Origin of the sequence: Acidovorax sp. YS12, from assembly GCA_021496925.1 — a bacterium.
Lineage (GTDB): Bacteria > Pseudomonadota > Gammaproteobacteria > Burkholderiales > Burkholderiaceae_C > Paenacidovorax.
Genome location: CP053916.1, coordinates 1 through 21,876, shown reverse-complemented (window position 1 = coordinate 21,876; position 21,876 = coordinate 1). Strand labels below are relative to the sequence as shown.

General features: G+C 65.8%; 35 protein-coding genes and 1 pseudogene. 25 read left to right on the top strand and 11 right to left on the bottom strand.

Going from position 1 to position 21,876, the window contains the following annotated elements; all coding sequences use genetic code 11:
* Positions 1-7 precede the first annotated feature (7 nt).
* The 14 genes from YS110_22515 to YS110_22450 all read left to right on the top strand — a co-directional run bounded on the left by YS110_22515 (position 8) and on the right by YS110_22450 (position 7,472).
* Positions 8-328, top strand: a complete 321-nt coding sequence (locus tag YS110_22515) for a theronine dehydrogenase (GenBank protein UJB67630.1) — start codon at positions 8-10, stop codon at positions 326-328.
* 11 nt (positions 329-339) lie between these two features.
* Entirely contained in the window at positions 340-804 is a 465-nt protein-coding gene (locus YS110_22510) for a hypothetical protein (protein ID UJB67602.1), read from the top strand.
* A 358-nt stretch (positions 805-1,162) separates the two neighbouring features.
* Entirely contained in the window at positions 1,163-1,390 is a 228-nt protein-coding gene (locus YS110_22505; GenBank protein UJB67601.1) for a hypothetical protein, read from the top strand.
* Between the two features lie 10 nt (positions 1,391-1,400).
* Positions 1,401-1,685, top strand: a complete 285-nt coding sequence (locus YS110_22500) for a hypothetical protein (protein UJB67600.1) — start codon at positions 1,401-1,403, stop codon at positions 1,683-1,685.
* A gap of 8 nt (positions 1,686-1,693) precedes the next feature.
* Entirely contained in the window at positions 1,694-2,005 is a 312-nt protein-coding gene (locus YS110_22495) for a hypothetical protein (GenBank protein UJB67599.1), read from the top strand.
* A 20-nt stretch (positions 2,006-2,025) separates the two neighbouring features.
* Positions 2,026-2,547 carry a hypothetical protein gene (locus YS110_22490; protein ID UJB67598.1) on the top strand — a complete coding sequence of 174 codons (522 nt, stop codon included), beginning with the start codon at positions 2,026-2,028 and terminating at the stop codon, positions 2,545-2,547.
* 14 nt (positions 2,548-2,561) lie between these two features.
* Positions 2,562-2,699, top strand: coding sequence for a hypothetical protein (locus YS110_22485; GenBank protein UJB67597.1), 138 nt, complete (start codon positions 2,562-2,564; stop codon positions 2,697-2,699).
* Positions 2,700-2,714: 15 nt separating this feature from the next.
* Positions 2,715-3,002 carry a hypothetical protein gene (locus YS110_22480; protein UJB67596.1) on the top strand — a complete coding sequence of 96 codons (288 nt, stop codon included), beginning with the start codon at positions 2,715-2,717 and terminating at the stop codon, positions 3,000-3,002.
* Complete coding sequence (locus YS110_22475) at positions 2,999-3,505, top strand: thermonuclease family protein (GenBank protein UJB67595.1); 507 nt, start codon at positions 2,999-3,001, stop codon at positions 3,503-3,505. Before YS110_22480 ends, YS110_22475 begins: the two co-directional genes overlap by 4 nt.
* Positions 3,506-3,577: 72 nt before the next feature.
* Positions 3,578-4,033, top strand: coding sequence for a hypothetical protein (locus YS110_22470; GenBank protein UJB67594.1), 456 nt, complete (start codon positions 3,578-3,580; stop codon positions 4,031-4,033).
* 25 nt (positions 4,034-4,058) lie between these two features.
* On the top strand, positions 4,059-5,111 hold the full coding sequence (locus tag YS110_22465; protein UJB67593.1) for a hypothetical protein: 1,053 nt from the start codon (positions 4,059-4,061) through the stop codon (positions 5,109-5,111).
* Complete coding sequence (locus tag YS110_22460; protein ID UJB67592.1) at positions 5,108-5,548, top strand: hypothetical protein; 441 nt, start codon at positions 5,108-5,110, stop codon at positions 5,546-5,548. The genes YS110_22465 and YS110_22460 overlap by 4 nt, the downstream gene beginning before the upstream one ends.
* A gap of 19 nt (positions 5,549-5,567) precedes the next feature.
* Positions 5,568-6,935 (top strand): type IV secretory system conjugative DNA transfer family protein, encoded by a 1,368-nt coding sequence (locus YS110_22455; protein UJB67591.1) that lies wholly within the window; start codon positions 5,568-5,570, stop codon positions 6,933-6,935.
* A gap of 3 nt (positions 6,936-6,938) precedes the next feature.
* On the top strand, positions 6,939-7,472 hold the full coding sequence (locus tag YS110_22450; protein UJB67590.1) for a hypothetical protein: 534 nt from the start codon (positions 6,939-6,941) through the stop codon (positions 7,470-7,472).
* 135 nt (positions 7,473-7,607) lie between these two features.
* On the opposite strand, the gene YS110_22445 is transcribed toward YS110_22450, so the two are convergent.
* From YS110_22445 to YS110_22420, 6 genes are all read right to left on the bottom strand, one after another.
* Complete coding sequence (locus YS110_22445; GenBank protein UJB67589.1) at positions 7,608-7,886, bottom strand: hypothetical protein; 279 nt, start codon at positions 7,884-7,886, stop codon at positions 7,608-7,610.
* 33 nt (positions 7,887-7,919) lie between these two features.
* Complete coding sequence (locus YS110_22440) at positions 7,920-8,498, bottom strand: hypothetical protein (protein ID UJB67588.1); 579 nt, start codon at positions 8,496-8,498, stop codon at positions 7,920-7,922.
* Positions 8,499-8,510: 12 nt separating this feature from the next.
* A complete protein-coding gene (locus tag YS110_22435; GenBank protein ID UJB67629.1) occupies positions 8,511-8,708 on the bottom strand; it encodes a hypothetical protein in 198 nt (65 codons plus the stop codon).
* 88 nt (positions 8,709-8,796) lie between these two features.
* On the bottom strand, positions 8,797-9,735 hold the full coding sequence (locus YS110_22430; protein ID UJB67587.1) for a zeta toxin family protein: 939 nt from the start codon (positions 9,733-9,735) through the stop codon (positions 8,797-8,799).
* Positions 9,732-9,944: a hypothetical protein gene (locus YS110_22425; protein ID UJB67586.1), complete on the bottom strand. Its 213-nt coding sequence runs from the start codon at positions 9,942-9,944 to the stop codon at positions 9,732-9,734. Before YS110_22425 ends, YS110_22430 begins: the two co-directional genes overlap by 4 nt.
* Before the next feature lie 62 nt (positions 9,945-10,006).
* Positions 10,007-10,435: a hypothetical protein gene (locus YS110_22420; GenBank protein UJB67585.1), complete on the bottom strand. Its 429-nt coding sequence runs from the start codon at positions 10,433-10,435 to the stop codon at positions 10,007-10,009.
* Positions 10,436-10,844: 409 nt separating this feature from the next.
* Here YS110_22420 and YS110_22415 point away from each other — a divergent pair, with 409 nt between their 5' ends.
* The 11 genes from YS110_22415 (at position 10,845) to YS110_22365 (ending at position 16,619) form a co-directional block, all read left to right on the top strand.
* Complete coding sequence (locus YS110_22415; protein ID UJB67584.1) at positions 10,845-11,450, top strand: hypothetical protein; 606 nt, start codon at positions 10,845-10,847, stop codon at positions 11,448-11,450.
* A 153-nt stretch (positions 11,451-11,603) separates the two neighbouring features.
* Positions 11,604-12,023 carry a hypothetical protein gene (locus YS110_22410; protein UJB67583.1) on the top strand — a complete coding sequence of 140 codons (420 nt, stop codon included), beginning with the start codon at positions 11,604-11,606 and terminating at the stop codon, positions 12,021-12,023.
* A 57-nt stretch (positions 12,024-12,080) separates the two neighbouring features.
* Positions 12,081-12,503, top strand: a complete 423-nt coding sequence (locus YS110_22405) for a hypothetical protein (protein UJB67582.1) — start codon at positions 12,081-12,083, stop codon at positions 12,501-12,503.
* A gap of 2 nt (positions 12,504-12,505) precedes the next feature.
* Complete coding sequence (locus YS110_22400) at positions 12,506-12,670, top strand: hypothetical protein (GenBank protein ID UJB67581.1); 165 nt, start codon at positions 12,506-12,508, stop codon at positions 12,668-12,670.
* Entirely contained in the window at positions 12,667-12,948 is a 282-nt protein-coding gene (locus tag YS110_22395; protein ID UJB67580.1) for a hypothetical protein, read from the top strand. Before YS110_22400 ends, YS110_22395 begins: the two co-directional genes overlap by 4 nt.
* 118 nt (positions 12,949-13,066) lie before the next feature.
* Positions 13,067-13,738 (top strand): recombinase family protein, encoded by a 672-nt coding sequence (locus tag YS110_22390; GenBank protein UJB67579.1) that lies wholly within the window; start codon positions 13,067-13,069, stop codon positions 13,736-13,738.
* Positions 13,731-14,108: a hypothetical protein gene (locus YS110_22385; protein UJB67578.1), complete on the top strand. Its 378-nt coding sequence runs from the start codon at positions 13,731-13,733 to the stop codon at positions 14,106-14,108. Before YS110_22390 ends, YS110_22385 begins: the two co-directional genes overlap by 8 nt.
* Before the next feature lie 163 nt (positions 14,109-14,271).
* A complete protein-coding gene (locus YS110_22380) occupies positions 14,272-14,523 on the top strand; it encodes a hypothetical protein (protein UJB67577.1) in 252 nt (83 codons plus the stop codon).
* A gap of 3 nt (positions 14,524-14,526) precedes the next feature.
* Positions 14,527-14,979 carry a hypothetical protein gene (locus YS110_22375; protein ID UJB67576.1) on the top strand — a complete coding sequence of 151 codons (453 nt, stop codon included), beginning with the start codon at positions 14,527-14,529 and terminating at the stop codon, positions 14,977-14,979.
* A 79-nt stretch (positions 14,980-15,058) separates the two neighbouring features.
* A complete protein-coding gene (locus tag YS110_22370; GenBank protein UJB67575.1) occupies positions 15,059-16,090 on the top strand; it encodes a replication initiator protein A in 1,032 nt (343 codons plus the stop codon).
* Between the two features lie 274 nt (positions 16,091-16,364).
* Entirely contained in the window at positions 16,365-16,619 is a 255-nt protein-coding gene (locus YS110_22365) for a hypothetical protein (GenBank protein UJB67574.1), read from the top strand.
* A 517-nt stretch (positions 16,620-17,136) separates the two neighbouring features.
* On the opposite strand, the gene YS110_22360 is transcribed toward YS110_22365, so the two are convergent.
* The 5 genes and pseudogenes from YS110_22360 to trbG form a co-directional block, all read right to left on the bottom strand.
* Positions 17,137-18,312 (bottom strand): ParB/RepB/Spo0J family partition protein, encoded by a 1,176-nt coding sequence (locus YS110_22360; protein UJB67573.1) that lies wholly within the window; start codon positions 18,310-18,312, stop codon positions 17,137-17,139.
* 10 nt (positions 18,313-18,322) lie between these two features.
* Positions 18,323-19,051: a ParA family protein gene (locus YS110_22355; GenBank protein ID UJB67572.1), complete on the bottom strand. Its 729-nt coding sequence runs from the start codon at positions 19,049-19,051 to the stop codon at positions 18,323-18,325.
* Positions 19,023-19,349 (bottom strand): hypothetical protein, encoded by a 327-nt coding sequence (locus YS110_22350; protein ID UJB67571.1) that lies wholly within the window; start codon positions 19,347-19,349, stop codon positions 19,023-19,025. The genes YS110_22355 and YS110_22350 overlap by 29 nt, the downstream gene beginning before the upstream one ends.
* Positions 19,350-19,456: 107 nt before the next feature.
* Entirely contained in the window at positions 19,457-20,791 is a 1,335-nt protein-coding gene (locus YS110_22345) for a hypothetical protein (GenBank protein UJB67570.1), read from the bottom strand.
* A gap of 5 nt (positions 20,792-20,796) precedes the next feature.
* Positions 20,797-21,876 (bottom strand): annotated as a pseudogene (gene trbG / locus YS110_22340) (P-type conjugative transfer protein TrbG).

Here is a 21,876-nt window from a genome sequence, read left to right as displayed (position 1 = left end):
CGCCGCGCTGCTGTGGCGCTACTCGCTGCGCTGGGGCCTGCCGCACCGGCCCTGCCCCGGCCCGCACGAGCTGGCCGCCGCCGAGGTGCCGGCCGGGCAGCAGTGCCCGCCCGAGGTGGCGAACCTGTGGAGGCCGGGCACCGGCTACGTCGTGTGCATCGACTTCCCCCAGGCTGGCCCGGTCAAACAGTGGAGCCAGGAGGCGCGCGCCAGGGTGCGGCAGCGCAACCTGGCGAAGCGCCTGGCCCGAGACGTGCCGCTGTTCGCCGATGAGCTGTACGCGGCCGAGCTGGAGAAGCGGCGGGGTTACTACGACGGACAGAGATAGGAGGCCATGCCATGACGACGAACGCCACCACCAAAGCCCGCGCCCTGCTGGGCGCACGCCTGGCGCTGTGCGCTGCAATCGCGGCCGGCGTGGTGTTCATCGCCGACCGGCTGCTGACCGGCCGCTGGTGGCCGGTTTTCCCCGCCCTGCGGCGCTTCGCGGCCGAGCTGGGCGGTGCGGTCGCTGGCCTGGTCGATGTCGCAGCGGTCGGCCAGTTCCTGGCGACGCACTCATGGCGGCCGTTCCTGATCGTCACGGGCTGCGCGGCCCTGTTCGGCATGCTCGCGCTGCGGCATGTGCCGCCCGGCCGGTCGCGCGTGCTGATCGACTACGCATCGGCCGCGTGTGGCTTCCTCTTCGCCGTCGCCGGCACGCTGTACGGGCTGTTCACGTTGACCGGGAGCTGGCAGACCGCGCAACTGTGCGCGGCCGTGCTGGTGCTCTTCGTTATCGGCTCGCTGCTGAAAAGGCGCTGACACCCTGCCGGCGTCTATCGCGCCACGGCAGGCCGTCTATCGGCCCACCGGCTGGCGTCGAACGCGCCACCGGGCTTTCGTCCATCGTGCCACCGCATCGCGCTGGAAGCCGCGCCAGGACTGGCTCTCGCGTTGCGTAACACGCGCGCGCGGTTCTTTAACTTTTCTCTTTAACCCTCTAACAACATCCTTGAACCGCCGCCGCCCCTTGGGCGGGAAAAAGGGAGACACCCAGGCCGTTCTATTGGTGACAGTAAGGCGCACTAGGAAAGAAAAAATGTCACCATGAACGCTTGCACAAGGGCACAAATGCCCTTACAATAGAGCCATCATCAACGAACATTGAAGGAGAGCCGCAATGTCCCGAACCATCGACATCACTCCCACCTGGGGCGAGTGGGCCAACATCTACCGCCGCTTTGCCGAATGTGGCGAGGCCAATGCAGTGCGTGAGCTGCGCGCCGACTTTGCGAAGGCAATGGCCGCAGCTCAGGCGCTGCAAGACATCCGGGGCACCCTGACCGAAGCCCAAGCCGCCATCGTCTCCAAGACCTTGACGGCCGAGCTGACCAAGCAGGGTTTCTAAGGGGCGGCCCGTGATTCGCGCAGAGGAAGCCACCCCGTACCAGCAGTGCATTCGCCCCTGGGTGTACGACCGCATCGAGGTTCGCGCCAGCGTGTTCACAGGCCCGGCCAAGGGTACGCACCACCGGGCCGACTTCGAGCGTCCGACCGAGGAACTGCGGTTCAGCCTGGTCGGCACCTGGCACTGCGAGTTCCCGAGCGGCCCTCACCTTGGCGACTTCGCGGCCTACTGCCGTGGCGTCACCGGGCGCGATGGCTTCTACGGCCTCGCCGGCCTGCGGCGGGTGAACCCGTGACGTGCGCCATGCAGCAGGGCTACCGCGTCACCTGTCCGCGCTGCGGCGGTTCCGGCCGCCTGGCGCAGCATTCGACCGTGCTGGGCGGTGTGTGCTTCGCCTGCAAGGGCAGCGGCTTCCGCGTGCAGAAGTCCCAGCCTGCCGCGCCGGCTGTCCGCTTCGCCGTGTCGGCGTGCTCGCTGCGCACGGGCGAACGGGTCAGCCCGGTTTTCTGGTTGCTGGCCAAGTCCGAGCGCCAGGCGTTGACGAAGGCCCGCGCGCAGATCGCCAAGGGCAACGGATACGACCCGGCGACTGTTTCCGTTTCCATGAATCCATGATGACCAAGGAGGTTCACACCATGACCAACACCACCACGAGCACGGTTCTTTCCCCCGGCCTGCCGGTCGCGGGACAAGTCCGCGTGCAGTACGAGGCCGGTTCCTTCCTCGCCTTCTTCGACGAGCTGGGCCAGTGCCTGGGCCGCAAGCCCTGGGCAGAAACCGGCATCCCCGACGATGCTGATTACGTTGCCTTCCTGCTGGCCCGCTATGGCACCCTGGCGACCGCCAAGCGCGTGCTCATCGACGGCGACCAGGACGCCGACCCCGAGGTGATCGAGCGGCGGGAATACCAGGCCGTCCAAGAGGCGGCGAGCGCCTGGAAAGCACGATGGCCGGGCCACTGCACCCATTGCGAGGGTGCAGGCGGCACCCACTCCCCGGCTACGCGCTGGGAACCGGAGGACTACACGCAATGCGCGGCATGCGTCGAGGAAGCCAAGTGTGCGCGGTGCGGTGAAGAGTTCGCGCTGACCGAGGACGGCGATGGCCCGTGCCGCGTGTGCGGCTGGAACTTCGACGACGCCTGCCCCCGTCACTAAGCGAGGCCGACGCCATGAAGGAATGGAACGTGTACGTGAACGGCCGCTACGTCGGCACCGTCAACGAAACCACCGAGGACGCGGCCCGCCTGGCCGCCTTCTCGAAGTTCGACATCGACGACGGCGCGGACGTGTCCGTGTCTCGTCGCTGACAGGAGGCCGCCGCGATGATGCAGGGCCGCCTGTTGTTCGGAGACGAGGCCGACGCCGTGGCCTACTGGCGCGGCCAAGAATGGAAGAAATGGGCCGTGGACGTGATCGCCGGCCCGGCCAAACGCCCGACGTATCGCATGACCCACTACGCGCGCGCCAGAACGGCAGAGGCCGCCATCGCGTGCGTGAAGCGCAACCTGCTCAAGCGCCCGCCACGAGGCGCGCGGTTCTCCGCACGCCTAGCCGGCCCGCGTGAGCTGGGATGCGTCCCGACCCCCTCCACCGAAAGGAACCCATCATGACAATGCTGCGCGCGGCGCTGGCCGCGCTTCTCATCCTGCCGGCGCTGGCCTGGGCCGACCCGGCCGAAGTCGTCGGCGTGCTCGACGGCGACACCGTGGCCGTCCTTTCGCCCGACCGCAAGATGACCCGCTGCCGCCTGTTCGGTATCGACGCGCCGGAGAAGGGCCAGGCGTTCGGCCAGGCGTCCAAGAAAGTCTTGTCCGACCTTACCTATCGCAAGACGCTAGACGTGCGCGTGGTGGACACCGACCGCTACGGCCGCGCCGTTTGCCGGCTGACGCTGGCCGGCGTGGACATCAACCGCGAGCAGGTTGCGCGCGGCATGGCCTGGGTCTACCGGCGCTACAACCAGGAGCCGGCCTACTACGAGGCCGAGGCGGCCGCCAGGGCTGCACGCCTGGGCCTGTGGGCCGACGCCAACCCGGTGCCGCCGTGGGACTACCGGCACGACCAGGCCGGCGCGCGCGAGCACGCCAGAGTGGCCCCGCGCATGACCAACTGATACATTTGCATCACTCATCCGCGCGCCGGGAGGCGCACGGGCTGACCCTCGTTCATCCACCAGGAGAAAACCATGAGCACTACCCCGACCACCATGCAGTTCGCGGTGTTCCCGCCCGAGGCGATCATCGAAATCACCGACACCATGCGCGGTTTCCGCAAGCTGGGCGTCGTCGCACCGTCCGGCCTGGCCTATTACGACCTGCTGGGCGACCCCAGCGGCGATACCGCGTTCCCGATCTACGAGGCCATGCAACCGCAGGACGTGGGCGACCCCACGAGCTGGGCGTTCGAGCTGGTGGACACCGACCCGCATGCCGCCCAGCAGTTCCAGGAGCTGAACGGCCGCCTGCTGGACGCCGGCATCGACACCCTAACCTACTACCGCGCCTTGAAGTGGGCGCGCGACAACGGCCGCTATGACGACCTCGACGCCGCCCTGGCGGCCGGCCGCGAGGCGACCGAGCTGGTGCGCGATTCGCGCCAGTACCTGGACGGCCTGGTGGCTTCGGCCGCCGTGGTGGCGTGATAGACGAGTTCGGGAGGAAATCCACATGGTAGGAACCATCGAAACCAACCGCGCGGCCGTCGAGGAACGCATCTTTGCGACTTTCGGCCAAGCCTTCGAGCGCAACATGGGCGCGCTCGCCAGTGTCAGCATGCCCGAGGCCCGCAAAGAGCTGGGCGCGTCGCGCCTGGCGCTGGAGCATGCCGTCATGAAGGCGGCCGTGCTGAACAACGCGCCGACCACCGCCATCGCCGGCAAGCTGGGCCAGCCCGGCAATCAGGAGCTGACCCGGCGCATGATCGACGCCGGCCGCAACACCATCCAAAAGACGTTCGGCCGCAGCGCCGACAGCCTGGGCGCGGTGCTGGCTGGCAAGACGCTGGACATCGACCTTCCGCGCGGCCTGGCGCAGACCGAGGACGTGCGGCAGCTCGTCAACGAGGGCAAGAAGCTGGTCGGCGACATGGTGATGGATGGCTACATGAACCGGGGCCGGCTCCAAATCGACAGCCAGCGCAGCAACTACGCCAGCATGGCCCCCAACGACCGCCAGGGCGAGCTGAAAGAGCGCCTGGTGAATCACCTGGCGTTCATCGGCAGCGCTATCGAGCACGGCGTGAAAACCGGCCGCCTGCCGGCCGAGGACGGCAAGTTCCTCCAGCAGCGCATCGAGCACCAGATTTTCACGTCGGCCGACAGCGGCAAGCTGTCGCAAGGGTTCAAGGACTTCCAGGACGCCACCGTGCCGCGCCTGCGCGCGGAGCTGACGCAGGAAGCGCAGACCCGCACCAAGCACCCCGCCATCGAGGCCGCCACGGCGAAGCTGTACCAGCAGCCCGAGCCGGCACCCTCGCCGCTGTTCGGCCAGGCCAAGCCCGCCGACCGGCAAAAGGAGCACAGCGGCCGCGTGGTGGACATCGACGGCAAGCACGTCTACCAGGAGCTGGGCCGGAACAACATCGTGCGCCACGACCGCGCCGCGTTCGGCCAGCAGCTCCCGGAGCGCGGCCAAACCGTCAAAGTCGCGTACCAGCAGGGCCGCGCCCAAGTGGTCGCGCGCGCGCCGGCACGCGAGCAGCAGAAGGGGGTGGAACGATGACCGCGCTGATTGTCGCCCTGGCCTTGGCGCTCATCGTCATGGCCTACGGCCTGCGCAAGCTGGTCAGCGAGCGCAACGCCATCGCCGCGCACCGCGCCCAGCTTGCCGAAGAGCTGCATGCCACTAGGGCCGCGTACCGGGCCATCTACGACGTGCTCGACCCGTTCAACGGGTTCGGCGGCGTCTACAAGCGCATCGACGAGATCCGTGAAATCACGGAAGCTGTCCGCGACCACCGGCCGGAGCTGTTCCAGCAGGTTTTCGGCCTGGTTCACTGGCTCGACGCCAGCGACGAATTCCTGTGCCGCTTGCGCGATACGGCGATGCCGGAGGGCAGCAGCCCGCAGCATGACGAGCAGCGCGTGTTTTGGCAGGGAACCGGCCGCACCAACCGCATCTACGACGACGTGCGTGCGCAGCTTCAACTGCCACGCTGAACCTACCAGGAGTTACGCAATGGGAGCATTCAACACCTTCATTTCCAAGCTGTTCGGCACAACGCAGAACCCAGCGTGGGCCGACACTCAGCCGCTCAAGACGGTCGCGCGCGACACGTCCGGCGTCATCATCGGGGCCAGCGACGGCCAGCCGCTGATCGACGCCGGCATGAACCCGGTGGCCGTGCTCGGCCCGTGCCGCAGCGGCAAGGGCACGACCATCGTGGTGCCCACGCTGCTGACCTGGCGCGAAAGCGCCATCGTCACCGACGTGCATGGCGAGTTGCACGGCATCACCGAGCACTGGCGGCGCACGGGCGCGCACAACGAGGTGCGCAGGCTCGCCTTCGGCGACCCAAGCAGCCCGGACACCTTCAACTTCCTGGATGCCATCCCGCGCGGCACGGCGGGCGAACTGGCGGACATCCAGGCATTGGCGGCCGCCTTGCTGGGTGACGACCAGGACGGCGGCGACTACTGGCACCACCACGCGCAATCGCTGCTGACCCTGTTCATCATCGCCACGCGCCAGAGCCTCGTCGCCAGCCTGCATGATGTACAGCGCGCGGTGAATGACAACGGCGTTTTCGGTTCCACCCTCGCCACCTTCCGCGACATCATCCCTGACGACGAGCTAGGCCACGCGGCCAAGGCCGCCGCGATGGCCTATGCCGAGCTGGCCGACAATGCGCGCGCGGCGGTGCGGGTAATGGTCGCCAACAGCCTGGCCATCTTTGCATCCCCGGACGTGGCCCGGAACACCATGCGCAGTTCGTTCGACCTGGCCGAGCTGCGCGACGGCGAGGCTGCGATGACGCTCTACCTGTCCTTCGCGCCCCACGACCTCGGCCGGCTCCAGCCGCTGATTCGCGCCTTCCTGGCGCAAGTTGTCCGCCACGGCACCCAGGAACGCCAGCAGCCGGCCGCGCGTCGCCTGCTGCTGGTGCTCGACGACTTCGCCGCCCTGGGCCGGCTCCCCTTCCTTGAAAGCTCGCTGGCGTACTTGCCCAGCTTCGGCATCAAGCCGCTGCTGACCATCCAGAGCTTGACCCAGCTCAACCGCGCCTACGGCGAGGAAAACAGCCTGTGGCAACAGTGCGCCATCCGTACCGTGCTGCCGCTCAACGATTTCAAGACGGCAGCCGTCGTCGCTGACGACATCGCCGGCATCGTCGCGCGGGCCGGCCAGGCCGGCACCGAGCAACGCCAACAGCCCATCACGCCCGACGAACTGATGCGCCTGGGGAAGCGTGAGGCGATCATCCTGGGCGCGGCCGCGAAGCCCATCCGCGCGGCCACCCTGCCCTACTACGAGGACGCCGGTTTCCTGGCGCTTGTGGAAGCCGGCAACGCCGACCCGTTGATGTCAGCCACCGAGGGAGCCTAAGCCATGTTCCAGGTCATCGACGGCGGCATCAAAGCCGCCACGCTCGCCCCGGAGGCCGTGCGCCAGAAGTACAAGCAACTGCGCCGGATGGAAATGCACATGACACAGGCCAGGAACGCGCACAGCAGCCCGCGCAGCGGCCGCGCGGCCCTCGCGGGCGGTGTTGTCGCTGTCGGCCTGTTCGGCCTCACCTATCTGGCCGAGCAGGCCGGGCTGTTGCCCGTGCCTGGTGCCCCGGCCATGCTGCGCCAGGTCATCGGCCTGTTCCCGGTCGCTGCCGGCATCGCCGCATGGCTCTACATGCTGCGCAAGTCGGCTTATCCCGCGAGCTGGGCCGAGCTGATCGACCAGGAGCTGGCCGACTACGACCCGGTGGACAAGGATGCCTACCGGCGCTTGCAGGAGCGCACCAAGGCGGCCGGCTACATCAACTTCGACGAGGTGTATGAGTACCTGGCCGTGGAGCGATACGCTGTGCGCGTCGCCAGCGGCCAGTACACCCCGCCGAAGCAGTCGTTCACCAGCAAGAAGGTCTAGGCAGATGGTGACAGATCGACCGCGCCGGCGAGCTGGCCACGGCACCAATCCGGCACGCTGCCGATGGTGACAGGCCCGCGCGATCGAGCTGCGCCAGGTGTCACCAGCCCAAGAAAAAGGCCCCTGCCGTCATGGTCAGGGGCCTTCGCTTTCCTGGGCTTCGCGCTGTGCCGCTAAGGCCGCCTCGCACTCCTGCGAACAGCAGCCGCCATACCGCAGGCTGTAATGGATGGTGTCGTAGAACGCCACCGGCTGACCGCAGCCATTCGCACAGCTCTTGTGCCGTTCCAGCCACGCCTGCAACGACACGGCGCGGGCCTGGCGCTCCTGCTGCTGTCGCTTGGCCCGCTTTGCGTAATAGCCCGCCTGTTGCGGCTTCGGCGTGAAGCTCCCATAGCGACCATAGACCTTCATGGCTGTCCTTTTCTCGCCCAGGGGGCGCGGCGGCTATTCGTCGTCCCGCTCGATGATGAACGGCATGCCAGGCTTGTCGCCGGCCGTCTCGGCCTGGGCCTTCTCGAAAGCGGCCATAGTGGCCGCCACCGTGTAGACCTGCGGATACCACTCGCCGCAGCGCGCATACATCCGGCCGTCGATGTCCCGCAGGAACATCGGCCCGCCGCCGCGCGTCTCGCAAGCCAGCTTGAACATGCGGTGCTTGTTCGCGCTGTAGCGGTCGCCGTAATCCTTCGCCACCAGCATCGACGGGATGCTGGTGGCATTGAACCAGATGACCCGCTCGCCCAGCGCGGCCGCGCCGGCCAAGAGAAAGGCCACGGCCGAGGCCGCGACCACCACATGCACGGACGTGAAGGCGTCCCAGGACTGCCGACCAGCACGGACGGCCAGCAGCGTCGAGGCGCTGGCCTGGACGATGTTGACCACCAGGAGGAAGCCCGCGAAGAACACCAGCGGCGACCAGGAGCGCATGACGGCGGCGAAGCCCAGGGCCATAACCAGGCACGTCACCGTGACCCAGGAACCCAGCACGTCCACCGGCTTCACCTTCACGCTGGCATCGCTCATGGTGGCTCCCCCTTACGCGGCCGCATGGCTGCGGATGCGCTCCAGCAGTTCGGGCCGTTCCACGGCCGCGCGCAGCGCCTCTACGGCCCATTCCGGGCACGGCCTGGCCGTCGCTACTTCGTCGGGGTCGGCCATCCAAGATTTCACCGTGCGGTAGCTGCACGGCCGGCCAGTGTGCATGCCGATCAGCTCGGCGCTGTCTTTCAGCATGAGGTCGTGCGTGGTCAGCAGCGCACGGAAAACGCGGCGGTTCGCGCCCGCCTTGCGGGCGTCAGTCGTGGGTTTTGCTGGCATGGCCTTATCGTCCTATCTCGTTCTTCTGGCCCGCATTGCGGGCCGGTTCGATGTGCTTGCCGCCCTTCTCGTATTGGTAAGCGACCGTCGCGGTTTTTCCCTTTTCCAAGCTCACGGGTGGACACAGCGCCCGGTCGTGAACCACGTACACGTTCGCCCCTGCCTTCTGCAAGGCGTGGTGCTTCGTCACTTCGACCACCGGCCCGGCGTAGGTCTTGCCGTGGCCGATTTCCGCATCCTTGAGCACGGGCGGCAGGCCGGCCGCGCTGCCGGCCGTGGCCTGCTGAAATGCGGCGGCGATCTGCGCACGGGAATCCATCCGCTCGCGGTACGGCTCGGCCAGGCGCTCGGCGACCCAGGCCGGCGCCTTGTCCGCGTTGACCAGCTCCAGGGCCTTGTCGCGCTTCATCGCCACATGCACAGGCTCGGTGCCGCTGTTGTCGAAGGCGTCGGCCGTGTCGGCCAGCTCGACCGCGCTGGGCAGGAGCTGCATTGCGCGTTCGTACCGCTCGCGCACCTTGTCCGGTTCGACCTGGTGGCCGCCGAGGGCCACCCGGTTCGATACGCGGGCGATGTTGATGTCAGCGTCGCGCGTGGTGACGAACACCAGTTCGACCTGGAAGCCCTTGCCCTTGGCTTCTTGAAGTAGGGCGAGCTTGCCAGGCGTGGACATGACAGTTTCAAAGGCGAAGGGCTGGCCCTTGTCCAGCGCATCCTTGCGGCGCTGCTCGGCCAGCTTCGCGGCATCCAGGTTGCGCTGGGTCACATCGGGGATGTGGCCCAGCTCGGTGCGCGCAATGTCGTCGGCGTTGATGTAGACGCCTGGGAACTCTTCATCGAGCTTGAGGCCATCCGTGACAGTGCTCTTCCCCGAGCCATTCGGCCCAGCGAAAACGATCATCCGTGGCCCCGCTTCTACTTCCTGCGGGGGGATTTCGGTCATGCGGCCAAGGTCTTTTTTTTAGCGATTGCCGGCGCGGGCTTCACGGGTTCCACATGGCCGTCAGGAAAGATTTTGGAGAGCACGCCGCCCACGTCCGCCGTGACCGGCAGGCCGTGCGCGTGCGCGTCGGCGATGGCCTGGTGCGTAGCCTCACGCATCAGCTTGTTCGAGCGTTCCAGGCCGATCTTGTCGAGCAGTGATTTAGCCATTCTGTGCCCCTTCATGGTCGGGTCTAAACATGCCTCTATTGTAGGGCATTTGTGCCCTGCAATCAAGATTCCAGCGGCAGACCAACCTGGCCGGGCATAGGCTTGGGCGGCCCCTTCGGCTTTGCCGGTCGCGGGTGGCCCGCCTTCTTCAAAGCCTTCTGCAAAACAGCCAGGCCGGCCCAAATCTCGCCGGCCTTCTCCGGCTTGAGTTCGCCGCCGTCGCCCAGGTACTGCACCACCTGGGCCAGTGTGGCCGGAAGGCCATCGACGGCGTACTTGACGCGCCAGGCGGCTTGATCGGCCGCCTTCTTCTCGAAGTACGCCTTGACCTGCTCCAGCTCTTCGGGCTGGAGCTTGGCGGCCTCGTCAGCCGGCAGCGCGCTCGCGTACTTCGAGCACGTCGCCACGAGCTGGCTGGTCGATCTTTTCAGCTCGGGCTGGTAGGTCGAGCGGATGAACTGGAGTTTCTTGCCTTGTTCCCGGATTTGCATGACGGTTCTCCTGGTGCAAACGTAGCAGGATAAAACGCCATCCCGCTAACGTGATGCAATTCTAGCCGATGATCGGATGAAATGCAATCGCTCTAGCGCGATTAAATTTCATCCGTCTAGACGGATAGAAAATGCACGTCGTACAACGACATAAAACTATCCGACTACGCGGATAGAAAACAAGCCAGCTAGACGGATAAAATAACGTCGCACTACGCGGAGCATCATCTATCCGGCTACGCAAAATCAGCCGAGAACCGCCGCCGCCCCTTGGGCGGGAAAAATGGAATCCTTTCCCGTTGGTGACAGTTGCCGCCGTCTGGTCTTGCAATTTGTCACCATCTACCCTTGCAAAAGGGCACAAATGCCCTTATAATAGAGCCATCAACAAATGAAGAGGAACGAAGCCATGAGCACCAAGTACCTGACCTGCGCCGAGACTGCAAAGCTGGTGCGCCAAGCCCTCAAGGAAGCCTTCCCTGGCGTCAAGTTCAGCGTGCGCGGCAAGACGTACACCGGCGGGGCTTCGATGCGTGTTGAATGGCTGGATGGCCCGAATACAGCCCAGGTCGAGGCCGTGGCCGGCCACTTCAAGGCGTCCTACTTTGACGGGAGCATCGACTATCAAGGCTCCATCTACCACATGCTGGACGGCCAACAAATCCGCTTCGGTGCCGACTACATCAACTGCGAGCGCAGCTACTCGGATGCGGCCGTGCAAGCGGCAATTGATCGCGTTTTCCGCCGCTACGCGGGCAACTTTTCGGAGGCCGGCGTCGGCAAGCCGACCGTGGAGCAATGGCGCAAGGGCAAGCTGTGGGATGTCCGTTTGCCTGGCCTGCATCACTTCGGAAATCAGAGCGTTATGGCCGACGTGAACGAGGCCCTTTACAAGAACAGCGACCGCATGAAGGTCGAGCACAGCAAGACCGCTGCAAAGGTGTTCGTGACTCACGACGACGGCTACAGCAGGGCCTGCGGCGCTGGCTACTCTGCCGTGCCTGCCGAGGCGTGACCGCGCCGCCCCTTGGGCGGGAAAAGGTGCCGGGCTGAATGGTGACAGGCCCGCGCACCAGGCAAGAAAAAATGTCACCATGAACGCTTGCATAAGGGCACAAATGCCCTTATAATAGAACCATCGTCAACCAGCGACTTTAAGGAGAGCCTGATGTTCGCAAACCTCTTTGCAGACCTCTTCGGGGATGATGCCCCGGTCATCCATGCTTACACCCGCGCCCAGGCCATCGCCGACGGCGTGCTGGTGGACATCAGCGAGACGGCCAAGGAGGCCGGTTTCCGCTACCCCGTGGCCTGCACATCTGCCGTGTGGTCGGACTGCATCGAGTGGACGGGCAAGGACAACAAGCGGCAAGGCACCTGCCAAGACCAGGCCGGCCGGCTGTGGGATGTCGTGTGGATGGCGAGCCGCGCGACCCGCATGGGCGGCACCCTGCTGTACTTCGATATGTACCGCGTTCCGCGTGGTGGCCGCGCCCGCATGCCGCAGCGCGTGAAGCTCAAGATGGCGGTCGGCCCCGGCGACAACGCCGAGCCGGTCATCACGATCATGTTCCCGGACGAGGACTAATTTTTTTGCCACAGAAAGGGCATTAATACCCTTTCTCAACCGCAAGGAATCGACGCCATGCAAACCACTGCCCCGCAACTCCGAGAGATGGCCCAGCGCGCCCTGCTGCGCATGGGCGTACTCATCGACCACGCCGACGCCCTGGAAGCGAATGCGCCTATTTCCGGGCGCTTCAAGGTGGCCGACGTGCCCTTTATCCGCGCTCGCGCGGCGCGGTTGCAGAAGGGCTTTCGCCGCTTGATCGAGGCCGCGGCCGTTCGTGACGGCCAGGGCAGCGTCGTCGCTCGCCTGGTGATCGACCCCGCCGACACCATGCGGCCGGTGCGCCTGGAGACACGCGGCGGCCACTTGCTGGGCACGTTCGCCAATCAGGCGCTGTGCATCAGCTATGTCGAGGCCGTGAAGCCGCAGGGGCGCGTGATCGTGCCGGACTACGCCATCGCCAAGGTCGCCGACCGATGCAACAGGGCGAGCCGCTGACCATGACCCGCGCCGAGTGGCGCAAGGCCGATCCCGACACAAAAGCGTTCGAGGGCGGCCAGCACTGGCTGCTGGTGCGACGCGACGGGGAAACCTACCTGTGCCCCGTCGTGATCGTCCGGCGGGCCGAACAGCCCAGGCACACCACCAGGAGAACCAAGACATGACCATCAAGACCCGCAGCAAGCCCGCGCACTTCGTGCTGGCCGTCGTCCTCTTTGCCGTGGCGATCTTCGCCCCGCCTGCCCTGGCCGCGAACGTCGTGGCCGGTGCGCTGGGCCTGTTCGTGCTGAACGGCCACCACCAGCCGCCCCAGGCGTTGCCGGCGACGCTGCCGGCGCGCGTCGTCGTCATCGAGCGCCCGAAGGTCATCAAGGTCAAGGCCGGCGTCGTGATCTTCGAGCAGCGCGGCCAGCAGATGGTCAGCCGGTTTTATCCGGCGTGACCAGGCTCAAAAAAACCATGATTTCGCCGGTATGAAAACGGCTAATTAATGACCCGTTTATTTTGTTCCATCAGCGTATTATTTAAGGCCCTTTATACCTTTATGCGAAACACAGCCCATGAAGCCCAGGAAAACGCCAACGGTCGCGGCCGCCGCGCACAGGTATTTCGCATACCTGCGGGTTTCGACCGACGACCAGAATGCAGCGAACCAAAAGCTCGGCCTGCTGGAGTACGCCAACGCGCACGGGTTCGCGCCGCTCAAGATCGTCGAGGAAACCGGCAGCCGTGCCAAGTCGTGGCGCAAGCGTGCCCTGGCGGACGTGCTGGCCGAGGCCCAGCGCGGCGACGTGATCTTGTCGCCGGAAATCTCGCGCCTGGGCGAATCGGCCTTACAGGTTCTCGACTTCATGGCCGAGGCCGTCGCCAAGGGCGTCGCCGTCCACATCACGAAACAGAAGATCGTGCTGGATGGCTCGCTCCAGGCCGAAATCATGGCGACCGTGCTGGGCCTGGCCGCGCGCATCGAACGCGAGTTCATCCGAGCACGCACCACCGAGGCGCTGCGCGTCGCCAAGGCGAGCGGCAAGCGCCTTGGCAGGCCACCGGGCCAGGCGGCCGCGCTCAAGCTCGACGAGCGCGCGGACGAGGTGGCGGCATACCTGGCCCTTGGGTTGTCCCTGACGAAAGCGGCCGCGCGGCTTGAAGTCTCGAAAGCCACGCTGTCCCGGTTCATCAAACGCCGGAAGATCAAACCGGCGAAGCATGTGGAGGTAAGAGGAAATGGCTAACGCCACTGTGAAACAGCTCAACACCTTGGCGGCCGCCCTGCCCGGTGTCATCGCCAAGCTCGACGCCGAGCTGGCGACCGCGCAGAAGCGCATGGCCCAGCTCAAGCGGGCCGGCCTGGTCTACGCGACCGAGCACTGGCGCGAGGGGCGCTATCTGTACTTGGTGCATCCGCAGCACGACGGGGAGCGCAAGCGCGAGTACGTCGGCACCGACCCGAAGAAGATCAAGGCGGCGCAGGACGCGATTGCCCGCGCCCGCGACTACGACGCGCTGGCCGAGCGCGCGCGCCAGATCGAGGCGACCTTGTACGAAGGCGGCCAACGCCTAGCGTCGGCCGTCGATTACCTGTCGGGCAAGCGCAAATGGTGACGCCTGGCCGAGATCCACGGCGCGGGCCTGTCACCAGCGCGGCCGCTGGCCGGCTTGGTGACGCCAGCAGCTCGCCGGCGTCGTTGAATTGTCACCATGCAATGGCGACAGCCGTGCGCGATCGAGCCGCGCCAGGTGTCACCACAACCCAAGGAGCGACCCCATGAACATGACCGAATACAACCACCTCTTGCGCAAGGCCCGCGACGCCGCCAAGGGCGGCCGCGACGCCTGGGCCGTGCAATCCACGGGCGAGCGCGTCGCGGTCGCCCTGGTGCTCAACCGCGCCGACTGGCTGGCCGGCATGGGCTACACCCTGGCCGACGCCATCAAGCGCACCGGGGCCGCGTGGCTGGAGCTGGTGCCGCGCGTGGCGCAGCAGCTCCAGGACGAACAGCACGACAGCGAGGGCTGACGCATGGCCCGTGCCGAGTTCGTGCGAACCATGACGCAGAAAGGCTACTCGCCGGCCGGCGTGCCGACCGTGTGGACGCTGACCGTCGCCATTCGCCCGCGCTCGCGCGATCATGGCGTAGTCACGCTGGGCGCGGGAAAAACCACTGTCACGGCCTACCTGCACCGCGATTGCATCCACCAGGCGGCCGACGTGGCCGCCAACGCGCTCGACATCGTGGAGCGCCACGCGCCGCAGCCGGAGCGCGTGTTTTCAATGGACTATCGCAGCCCGGCCGGCTCGCGCGAGAGCATCGCCGCCTGGGTGCCGCCCAGCTCGCAGGGCATCGCCCAGCTCGTATGCAGCTACCGGAACGCCCGCGCGCGCATCACGCTCGGGCCGGAGGGCTGGCGGTGGCTGCTGACCGCGTTGATGGAGCTACAGCAGGAGCTGGCCAGCCGGAAAGTGTCCCCATGAAAACCGCGACAAGGGCACAAATGCCTGATAAAATGTGCGGCATTTGTATCACTCAAGAGAGCTTGAGAGGATTCCTCGAATGACAAAAAAAGACGACAGCCCTGGCTTGATTCAGCCCGACCTGTTCACCTTGCTTGATGCCGTCGCAGACTGGCCTGTCAAGGACGACATCCATTCGATGGAATACCCGATATTCAGCCTGTCGAAGAATAAGGACTTGCGCATCCGCACTTACCAGCGCGGCGACAAGTACGTGAAGATCATCCCCAGCGTGATCGGGGCGGCCACGGTGTTCGACAAGGACATCCTCATCTACGCCGTCTCCAAGATCGTGCGAGCCGTCGAGGCCGGCAAGACGCCCACCAGGCGCGTGCGCTTCGACATTCACCCCTTCCTGGTCGGCACCCGTCGCAGCACGGGCGGCGCGGCCTACGAACGCGCCCTAGACACCTGCCGACGACTGCGCGGCACAACCATCGAAACCAACGTCAAGACGACCGAGGAAGAGCGCACCGATGGCTTCGGGCTGGTCGAGGACTACAAGGTGACGCAATCCACCAAGAACGGCAAGGGCGCGCTCCAGGTCGAGCTGCTGCTGTCCGAGTGGCTTTACCGCGCAGTGCAGGAGTACGACATCCTGACCATCAACCCGGAATACTTCTCGCTCGCCCAGCCGATGGAGCGCCGGCTGTACGAGCTGGGCCGCAAGCACTGCGGCGACAAGGCGTTTTGGAAGATCAACCTGCCCTTGCTCAAGGAAAAGACCGGGAGCCAGCAGGAAACCAAATACTTCCGGCGCGAGCTGGTCAAGATCATCAAGGACGACGCGCTGCCGGACTACCGCATCGCCATCGACGAGGCGGCCAAGCCGCCCCAAGTCGTCTACCTCACCCGCGACACCCGCAAGCTCAGTGCCGAGCTTGCAAAGAGCAACCTGGCCGGCTGGTATGGCCGGCTGGTGGAACAAGGCACCTTCCCCCCTAGCTCGGCCGCGAAGTCGCCGGCACCACCGCCAGCGCCCGCCCTGCGGCCGCGCACTGCCGGCGCGCAGCCCTTGAGCGAGCTGCTGCCCGGCTTCGACATCCAGGCGCAGCAACGCGGTCGCCGCTAGGCTGGTGACAGGCCCTGCGCCTGGCCAGCTCCGCAGTGTCACCACGCACGCCGGCATCTACGATGCCGAGCCTGCCCTTTCCATCCCATCCGTGCGCTTTCTCGCCCGCGTCGGCGTAGCCAGGCCGTGGCCTGGCCGGCGAGCCGCCACCCCTCAGCGTCGTCTATCACGCCACCAAGGGCGGTCACGATGCGCGGCGTCATCGTCTATCGCACCACCGAAAAGTCGTCTATCGCACCACCGCTAAGTTATCCACAGCCAGGCGGAAAGCCCGATGGCACAAGGCTTTTATGCCATCCGCGTGAAAAATCCGGCGACCTGGCCGGCCGATGAAACCGGCCTGGCGCAACGTCTATCGCACCACCGGACGGCAAATTCTGTGGATAACTTGGCGGCCGTCGTCCATCGCACCACTCAGGCCCGTCTATCGCACCACCGAAAAGTCGTCTATCGCACCACCGCCAGTTCGTCTATCCCGCCACCAAAACCGCCGAAAACCCAATACTGGCGCGGACTTGCGACACCGTAACACGCGCGCGTTTCTTAACGGTTTCCTTTTAAACGCTTTAACGCCAGATCGCTTACGCCCCAAGCCGGCCAATGGGCCGGCGCCGCCTGCGGCTCGTACCCACCCACCCGCTATAAGTGGCTCGCGCAAGCGCGAGCAGCGTCCTCACAATGGCGGCCTGACGGCCGGGGAACCCCCTGCGAGGGGGTTCCCCCGCTACGCGGCCCCCCTTCCCCCCGATAAGCGGTTCGCTACGCTCACAGAGCTATCGAAGGGCGCGCACTTGCGCGCCCGGTGGCGCACAACCGCCCTGCCCCTTGGCAACCTGGCCAGCTCACCACCGCCGCAAGGATTTCAACCCAAGCAGCACAGGCAGTAGCCACCCTCACGCCTTGCGAAACTGTCCGCCGCCGCCCCTTGGGCGGGAAAAAGAGGCAAACACCCTGCTGCGGCCGCCGTAGCGGGCCTACACGGGCCGCAAATGACAAAGGGCATGCCTCGGCATGCCCTTGTCGGTTTGAACGCTGTGTGGCGCGTTCTAGGCCATCAAGTCCTTGATCTTCGCGCCGTACTCTCCAACCTCGTCAGGCACCGCACCGCCCAGGTTCTCGATGAGGGCCACGGCCAGGTCAGGGCTGATGCGGAATTCCACCTTGTCGGCCGACTTGTCCACGAAGTGCGGAATCAGGCGCTCGAAGTCCTCGACCGTCATCTTGAACGAGACGTTCTTGCTGGCCGTGCCGCCGCCTTTTTCGCCGCCCGAGGCGGTCGCGGTCGATGGCTCGCTACTGCTGTCACCGCCGTCTATCGCACCACTGCCGCCCAGGCCGCCGTCGCCGGCATCGTCGGCGCTGCCGCCTGCGCCTGGCTCGCCGTCGAAGCCGCCGAGTGAATCCAGTCCGCCGAGGCCGTCGCCGCCGCCTTCGCTAGAGCTGCCGGCGTCCGGTTCGCTGGCCGTGGCCGTGCCGGTGTCGCCCGTGGTGACAGTCTCGCCGACCTGGTGCGCGGGATCTGGCACCACGGTCGGCGCGGCGGCCGCCTTCTTGGCGTCCACCAGCGCGTCGATGTCCTCACGGCCGAGCGGTGCGCCCTTGGCGCGCGCTGCATCGAGCAGCGCGGCGCGGTCGTCGTCGCCTAGCGCCTTGAAGCGTTCCAGCACGCCGGCCGACGTGATGACGCCCTCGTCCACCAGCGGTTTCCACTCGGCATCGAGCATCGCCAGGAGACGACTGATGTAGCTGGGCTTGCGGTCGAGCTTCGCGGCCAGGTCTTTCTTCTTGATCTTCGTGTTGTCCAGCAGGCGCTGAATGCGCCTTGCCAGCTCCACGTCGGTCAAGTCGGCGCGCTGGGTGTTCTCGACCACCTGGGCCAGCTCTACCTGTTCGCGCGTCAGGTCGTTGCGGATGAAACCGGGCACTTCGGCCAGGCCGGCCGCTTTCGCGGCCCGCCACCGCCGTTCCCCGGCGATGATTTCGTAGGGCGGGTTCTCTCCGGTCTCGCGCAGCAGCAGCGGCTGGAGCACGCCCATTTCATTGATGGACGCCACCAGGTTGTCGTGCCGTTCCTGGTCGAACTCGGTTCGGGGCTGTTCGGGGTCGGGCCGGATGGCCGTCACAGCGAACATCGAGGGCGGCGCGTCGCTGGCCGCCTCGTCGCCGAGGCCGCCCAGGAAGTCCATGACTGCGCCGGATGATTTCTTAGTTGTTGTCGCCATATTCACCACCTCATGCCAGGCCGAGAGCGGACGGCAGCGCGCGCCAGGCTTCGCCTACTTCCTTCGGCGTGCCTTTGTATTCCCAGATCGGCACGCCACGCGCGAGGCAGTCGGTCAGGCCGACGCGCTCGCCGAAGGTGAATTGCACGAAGTTCGCGCCGAACTGCTGGCGCATGCGCTCGACGAGCGCGGTTTGTTCCTTGCTGGTCGATTTGTAGCGGTTGACGACCAGCTTCCACTTCAATTCGCCGTTTTGGCCGGAATCAATCAACCGCTTGATGACGCGGATGGTGGCCGCCAGGCCGGCCGCTGCCAGCGGCGTCGGCTCGACGGGAACAACCAGGTGATCGGCCCACAGCATCGGCGCGACCTGGCGCACGCCCAGGGCGGGCGGCGTGTCGAAGATGATGTAGTCGTAGGGGAGCGAACGCACGTAGTCGCGGAGCTGGGCCGTGTCACCTACGGCCACTTCCTTGTCCAGTGCTTCGAGGAAGGCATGACCATGAAGGAGGTCAATGCCGGAAGGGGTTTCGACCCCCTTCAAGTCGGCCACGTTCTGAAAGAGCTGTTCAGCGCCACCGGGCCGGGTGTTGATTCGCGGGTCACGCGAAAGAATGGCGCTTGCGTTGCCCTGGGTGTCCATGTCGGCCAGCAGGACTTTCTTGCCCATGTCCCGCAGCCCGAAGGCCAGATGCACGCCAGAAGTCGTTTTACCGACGCCTCCTTTTTGGTTTGTCACCGTTACTACTGTCGCTCTCGACATAATTTACCTCTGCCGCTCTCGGCTGTGAAAAGAACTGTACTAAGACAGCATCAATAAGCGCGGAGGCCGAAACCCCTTTGGCCTTAGCCACCCGCGCCGCTTCTTCATAAACCCCCGGCAAGAACTTCACCGAGGTATTCATGAACGTTTCGCGCCCCGAACCGGGCGCTTTTCCTCGTGGAACGACCGCGACGTGCTCCAAGTCGGTGCCCTGCACCGCCTCGTTGACGCGCCGCGACACGTCGCCTTTTCTTACAAGATGTTCGCGCAGCAAGTCATCTGCTTTAACGCTAAGTCGTAGACAGACGACCTTCCCGTCGTCTGGTGTCGTTGGCATGTAGGCAACCTCTCAATTTGTCACCAAATCGTGTAAGGATACCTTCACTTATAGGGTTTCGGGAACACAACGTCCTTGTTCACCTTCACCACGAACTGGTATCCCGGCCGAATCTCCAGCGTAGGCTGGATGTTCAGGTTCCGAGAAGTGACTTGCATGCCAAGCTGCGAGAGCTGCTGCCCGACCGCTGCGGCCGTCGTCTGCTGCGCAGACAGCGTGCCGTTCGTGCTGGACTGCTGCGGCTGCGACAACTGGAACGCGGCCGAGAACAACGCGGTGCCGATGCCGAAGCCGATCAAGCGCCCGTAGTGGTTGTTCACCTGGTCATGGAAGCCGGCATAGCCGCCCGCGTCACCGCCCGTCATGCCTTCCAGGTTCAACGTCGAACCGTTCGGGAACTGGAGGCGCGACCAGGCAACAAGCACCCGCTCCTGGCCGAAGGCCACGCGGCTGTCGTAGTTGCCATAGATCGTCGTGCCCTTCGGGATGAGCAGGAAACGGCCGGTGGCTGTGTCGTAGATGTCATCCGTCACCTGGGCGCTGATGTCGCCGGGCAAGTCCGAGTTGATGCCGCTGATGAGCACGGCCGGAATCACGGCGGTCGTTTTCAGCTCGAACTTGCTGATTTGCTCCTTCACCGTCGCCTTGAGGTAGTCGGTGTCGGGCTGCAACGACGCTTTCGTGAGGAAGGCTTCCTTGCGGGCCTGCTTGTTCTGGTCATCACCATCACCGCCGCCCTGGGCCTGCGCGAGCTGGGCCAGTCCGGGCGTGCCTTGCAGGCCGCGTGCGGCCGCCTGGAGCTGGGCGAGCGCGGGATTCGCACCGCCAGGCTGGCCCGTGACGACCGTATTGCCGGCGCTGCCGCTCCAGTTCGGCACGGCCGCCTCGGCGATCATGGCCTTCTGGCGCTCGGCTTCGCGCTGTTCCTTGAGGCGCTGGGCGGCTTGCTGTTCCGGCGTCAGCGGCGGCTGGCCGCCCTGCCCTGCTGGAGCTGCTGCGGCAGGCTGTGCGCCCAGGTTCGGCACGGCCGCTGCCTGCGTCGGCTGCGGCGCTTCCGGCGTGCTCGCCGTGGCCGGCGTGATGGCCGGCTCGGGCTTCGGAACCGCCATGCCATCGGGCACGCCTGCGTAGATTCTGCCGGCCGCATCCGCGCCGGCCGCCGTCAGCTTGCCCGGTGCCAAAGGCTGGCCGTCCGCGCCTTCCTGCACGGTGCCTGCCGGCTCGCGCGTGGCGATACCGTAGAGCACCAGGCCCAGCACGGTGAACACCACCGTGGCGATGACGAAGCCAGCCTTCTTGCCGAAGCGCACGCCGGTCGTGGGCTTGCCGCGCAGTTCCAGCTTGTCGGGCGACTTCACTTCTTGATCGTTATTCGACATAGCCGTTACTCCACGCAGCTACCGAAGAAGCCGCGCTTCTTGCACTCGTCGCGCGTGATCGTCACGCGGCGCTGATCGTCGCCCACGCCCAGGATGAGCGCGGCTTTGCTGAACAGCTTATCGACGATGTAGTAGTCGTTCTTCAAGCGGTAGTTGACAAGCTGTTCCTTGCCATCCTTGCCCACCAGGACGAGCGCCGGGGCTTCGCGGTGCTGGAACTCCATCGGCATCTGGATGTAGACCTTCGCGCCGTCGTCGAACACGCGCACCGGCTTGAAGTGGTCTTTGCCGTCCAGCGCGTAGCCAAAGTTCAGCTTGTCGGCAGTCAGCGGCGGCAGATCGGACACGACGGTTTTCTCTTCCTTCACCATCGCGGCGCGCTGCGCTTCCCATGCCTTGCGCTCGTTCTCCGGGTAGTAGAACGCGACGCGCGTGGTGTAGGCGTTGATGCCCTCGCGCGGCGACACCAGGCGCAGGTAATACGTGCGGCGGTCGGTCGCAATGATGGCGTTCGTGTCCAGGTCGTAGTCCTTCGGCTTGATGATGACGTGAACAGTCCTGTCCGCGCCCGCGCCAGAAATCGACGGCTTGAGGCTCCAGCGCACCGCGTCGCCCACGTCGGCATTGTTCACCGTCTCGCCGGCCTCCAGCTCGACATCGCATACGCGCAGCGGCGCGCACACGATGGTCGGCCGCGATTCGCCGAACACATAGACCACCTTGCCCTCTTCGCCCATCACGGGCTGCGCGCGCGGGTCATCGGCCCAAGACGCCGACTTGGCGACGGCCATGCGTGCCGGCGCTGGTGCGAACTCCTTTTCGACGGCGGGACGCGGCGCGCGTCGTTGCACGACGGGCCTGGGCTTCGGGGCTTCCACGGCCTTCGCTTCGACGCAGGCCGGGGCCGCAGCGGCCGCGCTGCACTGTTGCGCGCTGGCCGGTGCGGCAACGGGAGCCGGCGCAGCAGCCGGCGTGATCGTCTCGCCAGGCTTCGCCAGGTTCGGCACCGGAGCGGGTTGCGGGTCGGCAGCGAACACGCTGCCAGAGAGGGCGACCAGGACGGCCAGGCTGAATGCTTTTTTCAT

Coding starts and splice junctions, on each gene's coding strand:
- YS110_22390 (UJB67579.1), top strand. CDS start 13,067: ATGAAGCCCAGGAAAACGCCAACGGTCGCGGCCGCCGCGCACAGGTAT.
- YS110_22505 (UJB67601.1), top strand. CDS start 1,163: ATGTCCCGAACCATCGACATCACTCCCACCTGGGGCGAGTGGGCCAAC.
- YS110_22445 (UJB67589.1), bottom strand. CDS start 7,886: ATGAAGGTCTATGGTCGCTATGGGAGCTTCACGCCGAAGCCGCAACAG.
- YS110_22405 (UJB67582.1), top strand. CDS start 12,081: ATGCAAACCACTGCCCCGCAACTCCGAGAGATGGCCCAGCGCGCCCTG.
- YS110_22385 (UJB67578.1), top strand. CDS start 13,731: ATGGCTAACGCCACTGTGAAACAGCTCAACACCTTGGCGGCCGCCCTG.
- YS110_22425 (UJB67586.1), bottom strand. CDS start 9,944: ATGGCTAAATCACTGCTCGACAAGATCGGCCTGGAACGCTCGAACAAG.
- YS110_22510 (UJB67602.1), top strand. CDS start 340: ATGACGACGAACGCCACCACCAAAGCCCGCGCCCTGCTGGGCGCACGC.
- YS110_22455 (UJB67591.1), top strand. CDS start 5,568: ATGGGAGCATTCAACACCTTCATTTCCAAGCTGTTCGGCACAACGCAG.
- YS110_22465 (UJB67593.1), top strand. CDS start 4,059: ATGGTAGGAACCATCGAAACCAACCGCGCGGCCGTCGAGGAACGCATC.
- YS110_22450 (UJB67590.1), top strand. CDS start 6,939: ATGTTCCAGGTCATCGACGGCGGCATCAAAGCCGCCACGCTCGCCCCG.
- YS110_22370 (UJB67575.1), top strand. CDS start 15,059: ATGACAAAAAAAGACGACAGCCCTGGCTTGATTCAGCCCGACCTGTTC.
- YS110_22485 (UJB67597.1), top strand. CDS start 2,562: ATGAAGGAATGGAACGTGTACGTGAACGGCCGCTACGTCGGCACCGTC.
- YS110_22400 (UJB67581.1), top strand. CDS start 12,506: ATGACCCGCGCCGAGTGGCGCAAGGCCGATCCCGACACAAAAGCGTTC.
- YS110_22440 (UJB67588.1), bottom strand. CDS start 8,498: ATGAGCGATGCCAGCGTGAAGGTGAAGCCGGTGGACGTGCTGGGTTCC.
- YS110_22365 (UJB67574.1), top strand. CDS start 16,365: ATGGCACAAGGCTTTTATGCCATCCGCGTGAAAAATCCGGCGACCTGG.
- YS110_22375 (UJB67576.1), top strand. CDS start 14,527: ATGGCCCGTGCCGAGTTCGTGCGAACCATGACGCAGAAAGGCTACTCG.
- YS110_22430 (UJB67587.1), bottom strand. CDS start 9,735: ATGACCGAAATCCCCCCGCAGGAAGTAGAAGCGGGGCCACGGATGATC.
- YS110_22420 (UJB67585.1), bottom strand. CDS start 10,435: ATGCAAATCCGGGAACAAGGCAAGAAACTCCAGTTCATCCGCTCGACC.
- YS110_22490 (UJB67598.1), top strand. CDS start 2,026: ATGACCAACACCACCACGAGCACGGTTCTTTCCCCCGGCCTGCCGGTC.
- YS110_22480 (UJB67596.1), top strand. CDS start 2,715: ATGATGCAGGGCCGCCTGTTGTTCGGAGACGAGGCCGACGCCGTGGCC.
- YS110_22495 (UJB67599.1), top strand. CDS start 1,694: ATGCAGCAGGGCTACCGCGTCACCTGTCCGCGCTGCGGCGGTTCCGGC.
- YS110_22345 (UJB67570.1), bottom strand. CDS start 20,791: ATGTCGAATAACGATCAAGAAGTGAAGTCGCCCGACAAGCTGGAACTG.
- YS110_22415 (UJB67584.1), top strand. CDS start 10,845: ATGAGCACCAAGTACCTGACCTGCGCCGAGACTGCAAAGCTGGTGCGC.
- YS110_22475 (UJB67595.1), top strand. CDS start 2,999: ATGACAATGCTGCGCGCGGCGCTGGCCGCGCTTCTCATCCTGCCGGCG.
- YS110_22395 (UJB67580.1), top strand. CDS start 12,667: ATGACCATCAAGACCCGCAGCAAGCCCGCGCACTTCGTGCTGGCCGTC.
- YS110_22360 (UJB67573.1), bottom strand. CDS start 18,312: ATGGCGACAACAACTAAGAAATCATCCGGCGCAGTCATGGACTTCCTG.
- YS110_22410 (UJB67583.1), top strand. CDS start 11,604: ATGTTCGCAAACCTCTTTGCAGACCTCTTCGGGGATGATGCCCCGGTC.
- YS110_22460 (UJB67592.1), top strand. CDS start 5,108: ATGACCGCGCTGATTGTCGCCCTGGCCTTGGCGCTCATCGTCATGGCC.
- YS110_22435 (UJB67629.1), bottom strand. CDS start 8,708: ATGCTGAAAGACAGCGCCGAGCTGATCGGCATGCACACTGGCCGGCCG.
- YS110_22380 (UJB67577.1), top strand. CDS start 14,272: ATGAACATGACCGAATACAACCACCTCTTGCGCAAGGCCCGCGACGCC.
- YS110_22470 (UJB67594.1), top strand. CDS start 3,578: ATGAGCACTACCCCGACCACCATGCAGTTCGCGGTGTTCCCGCCCGAG.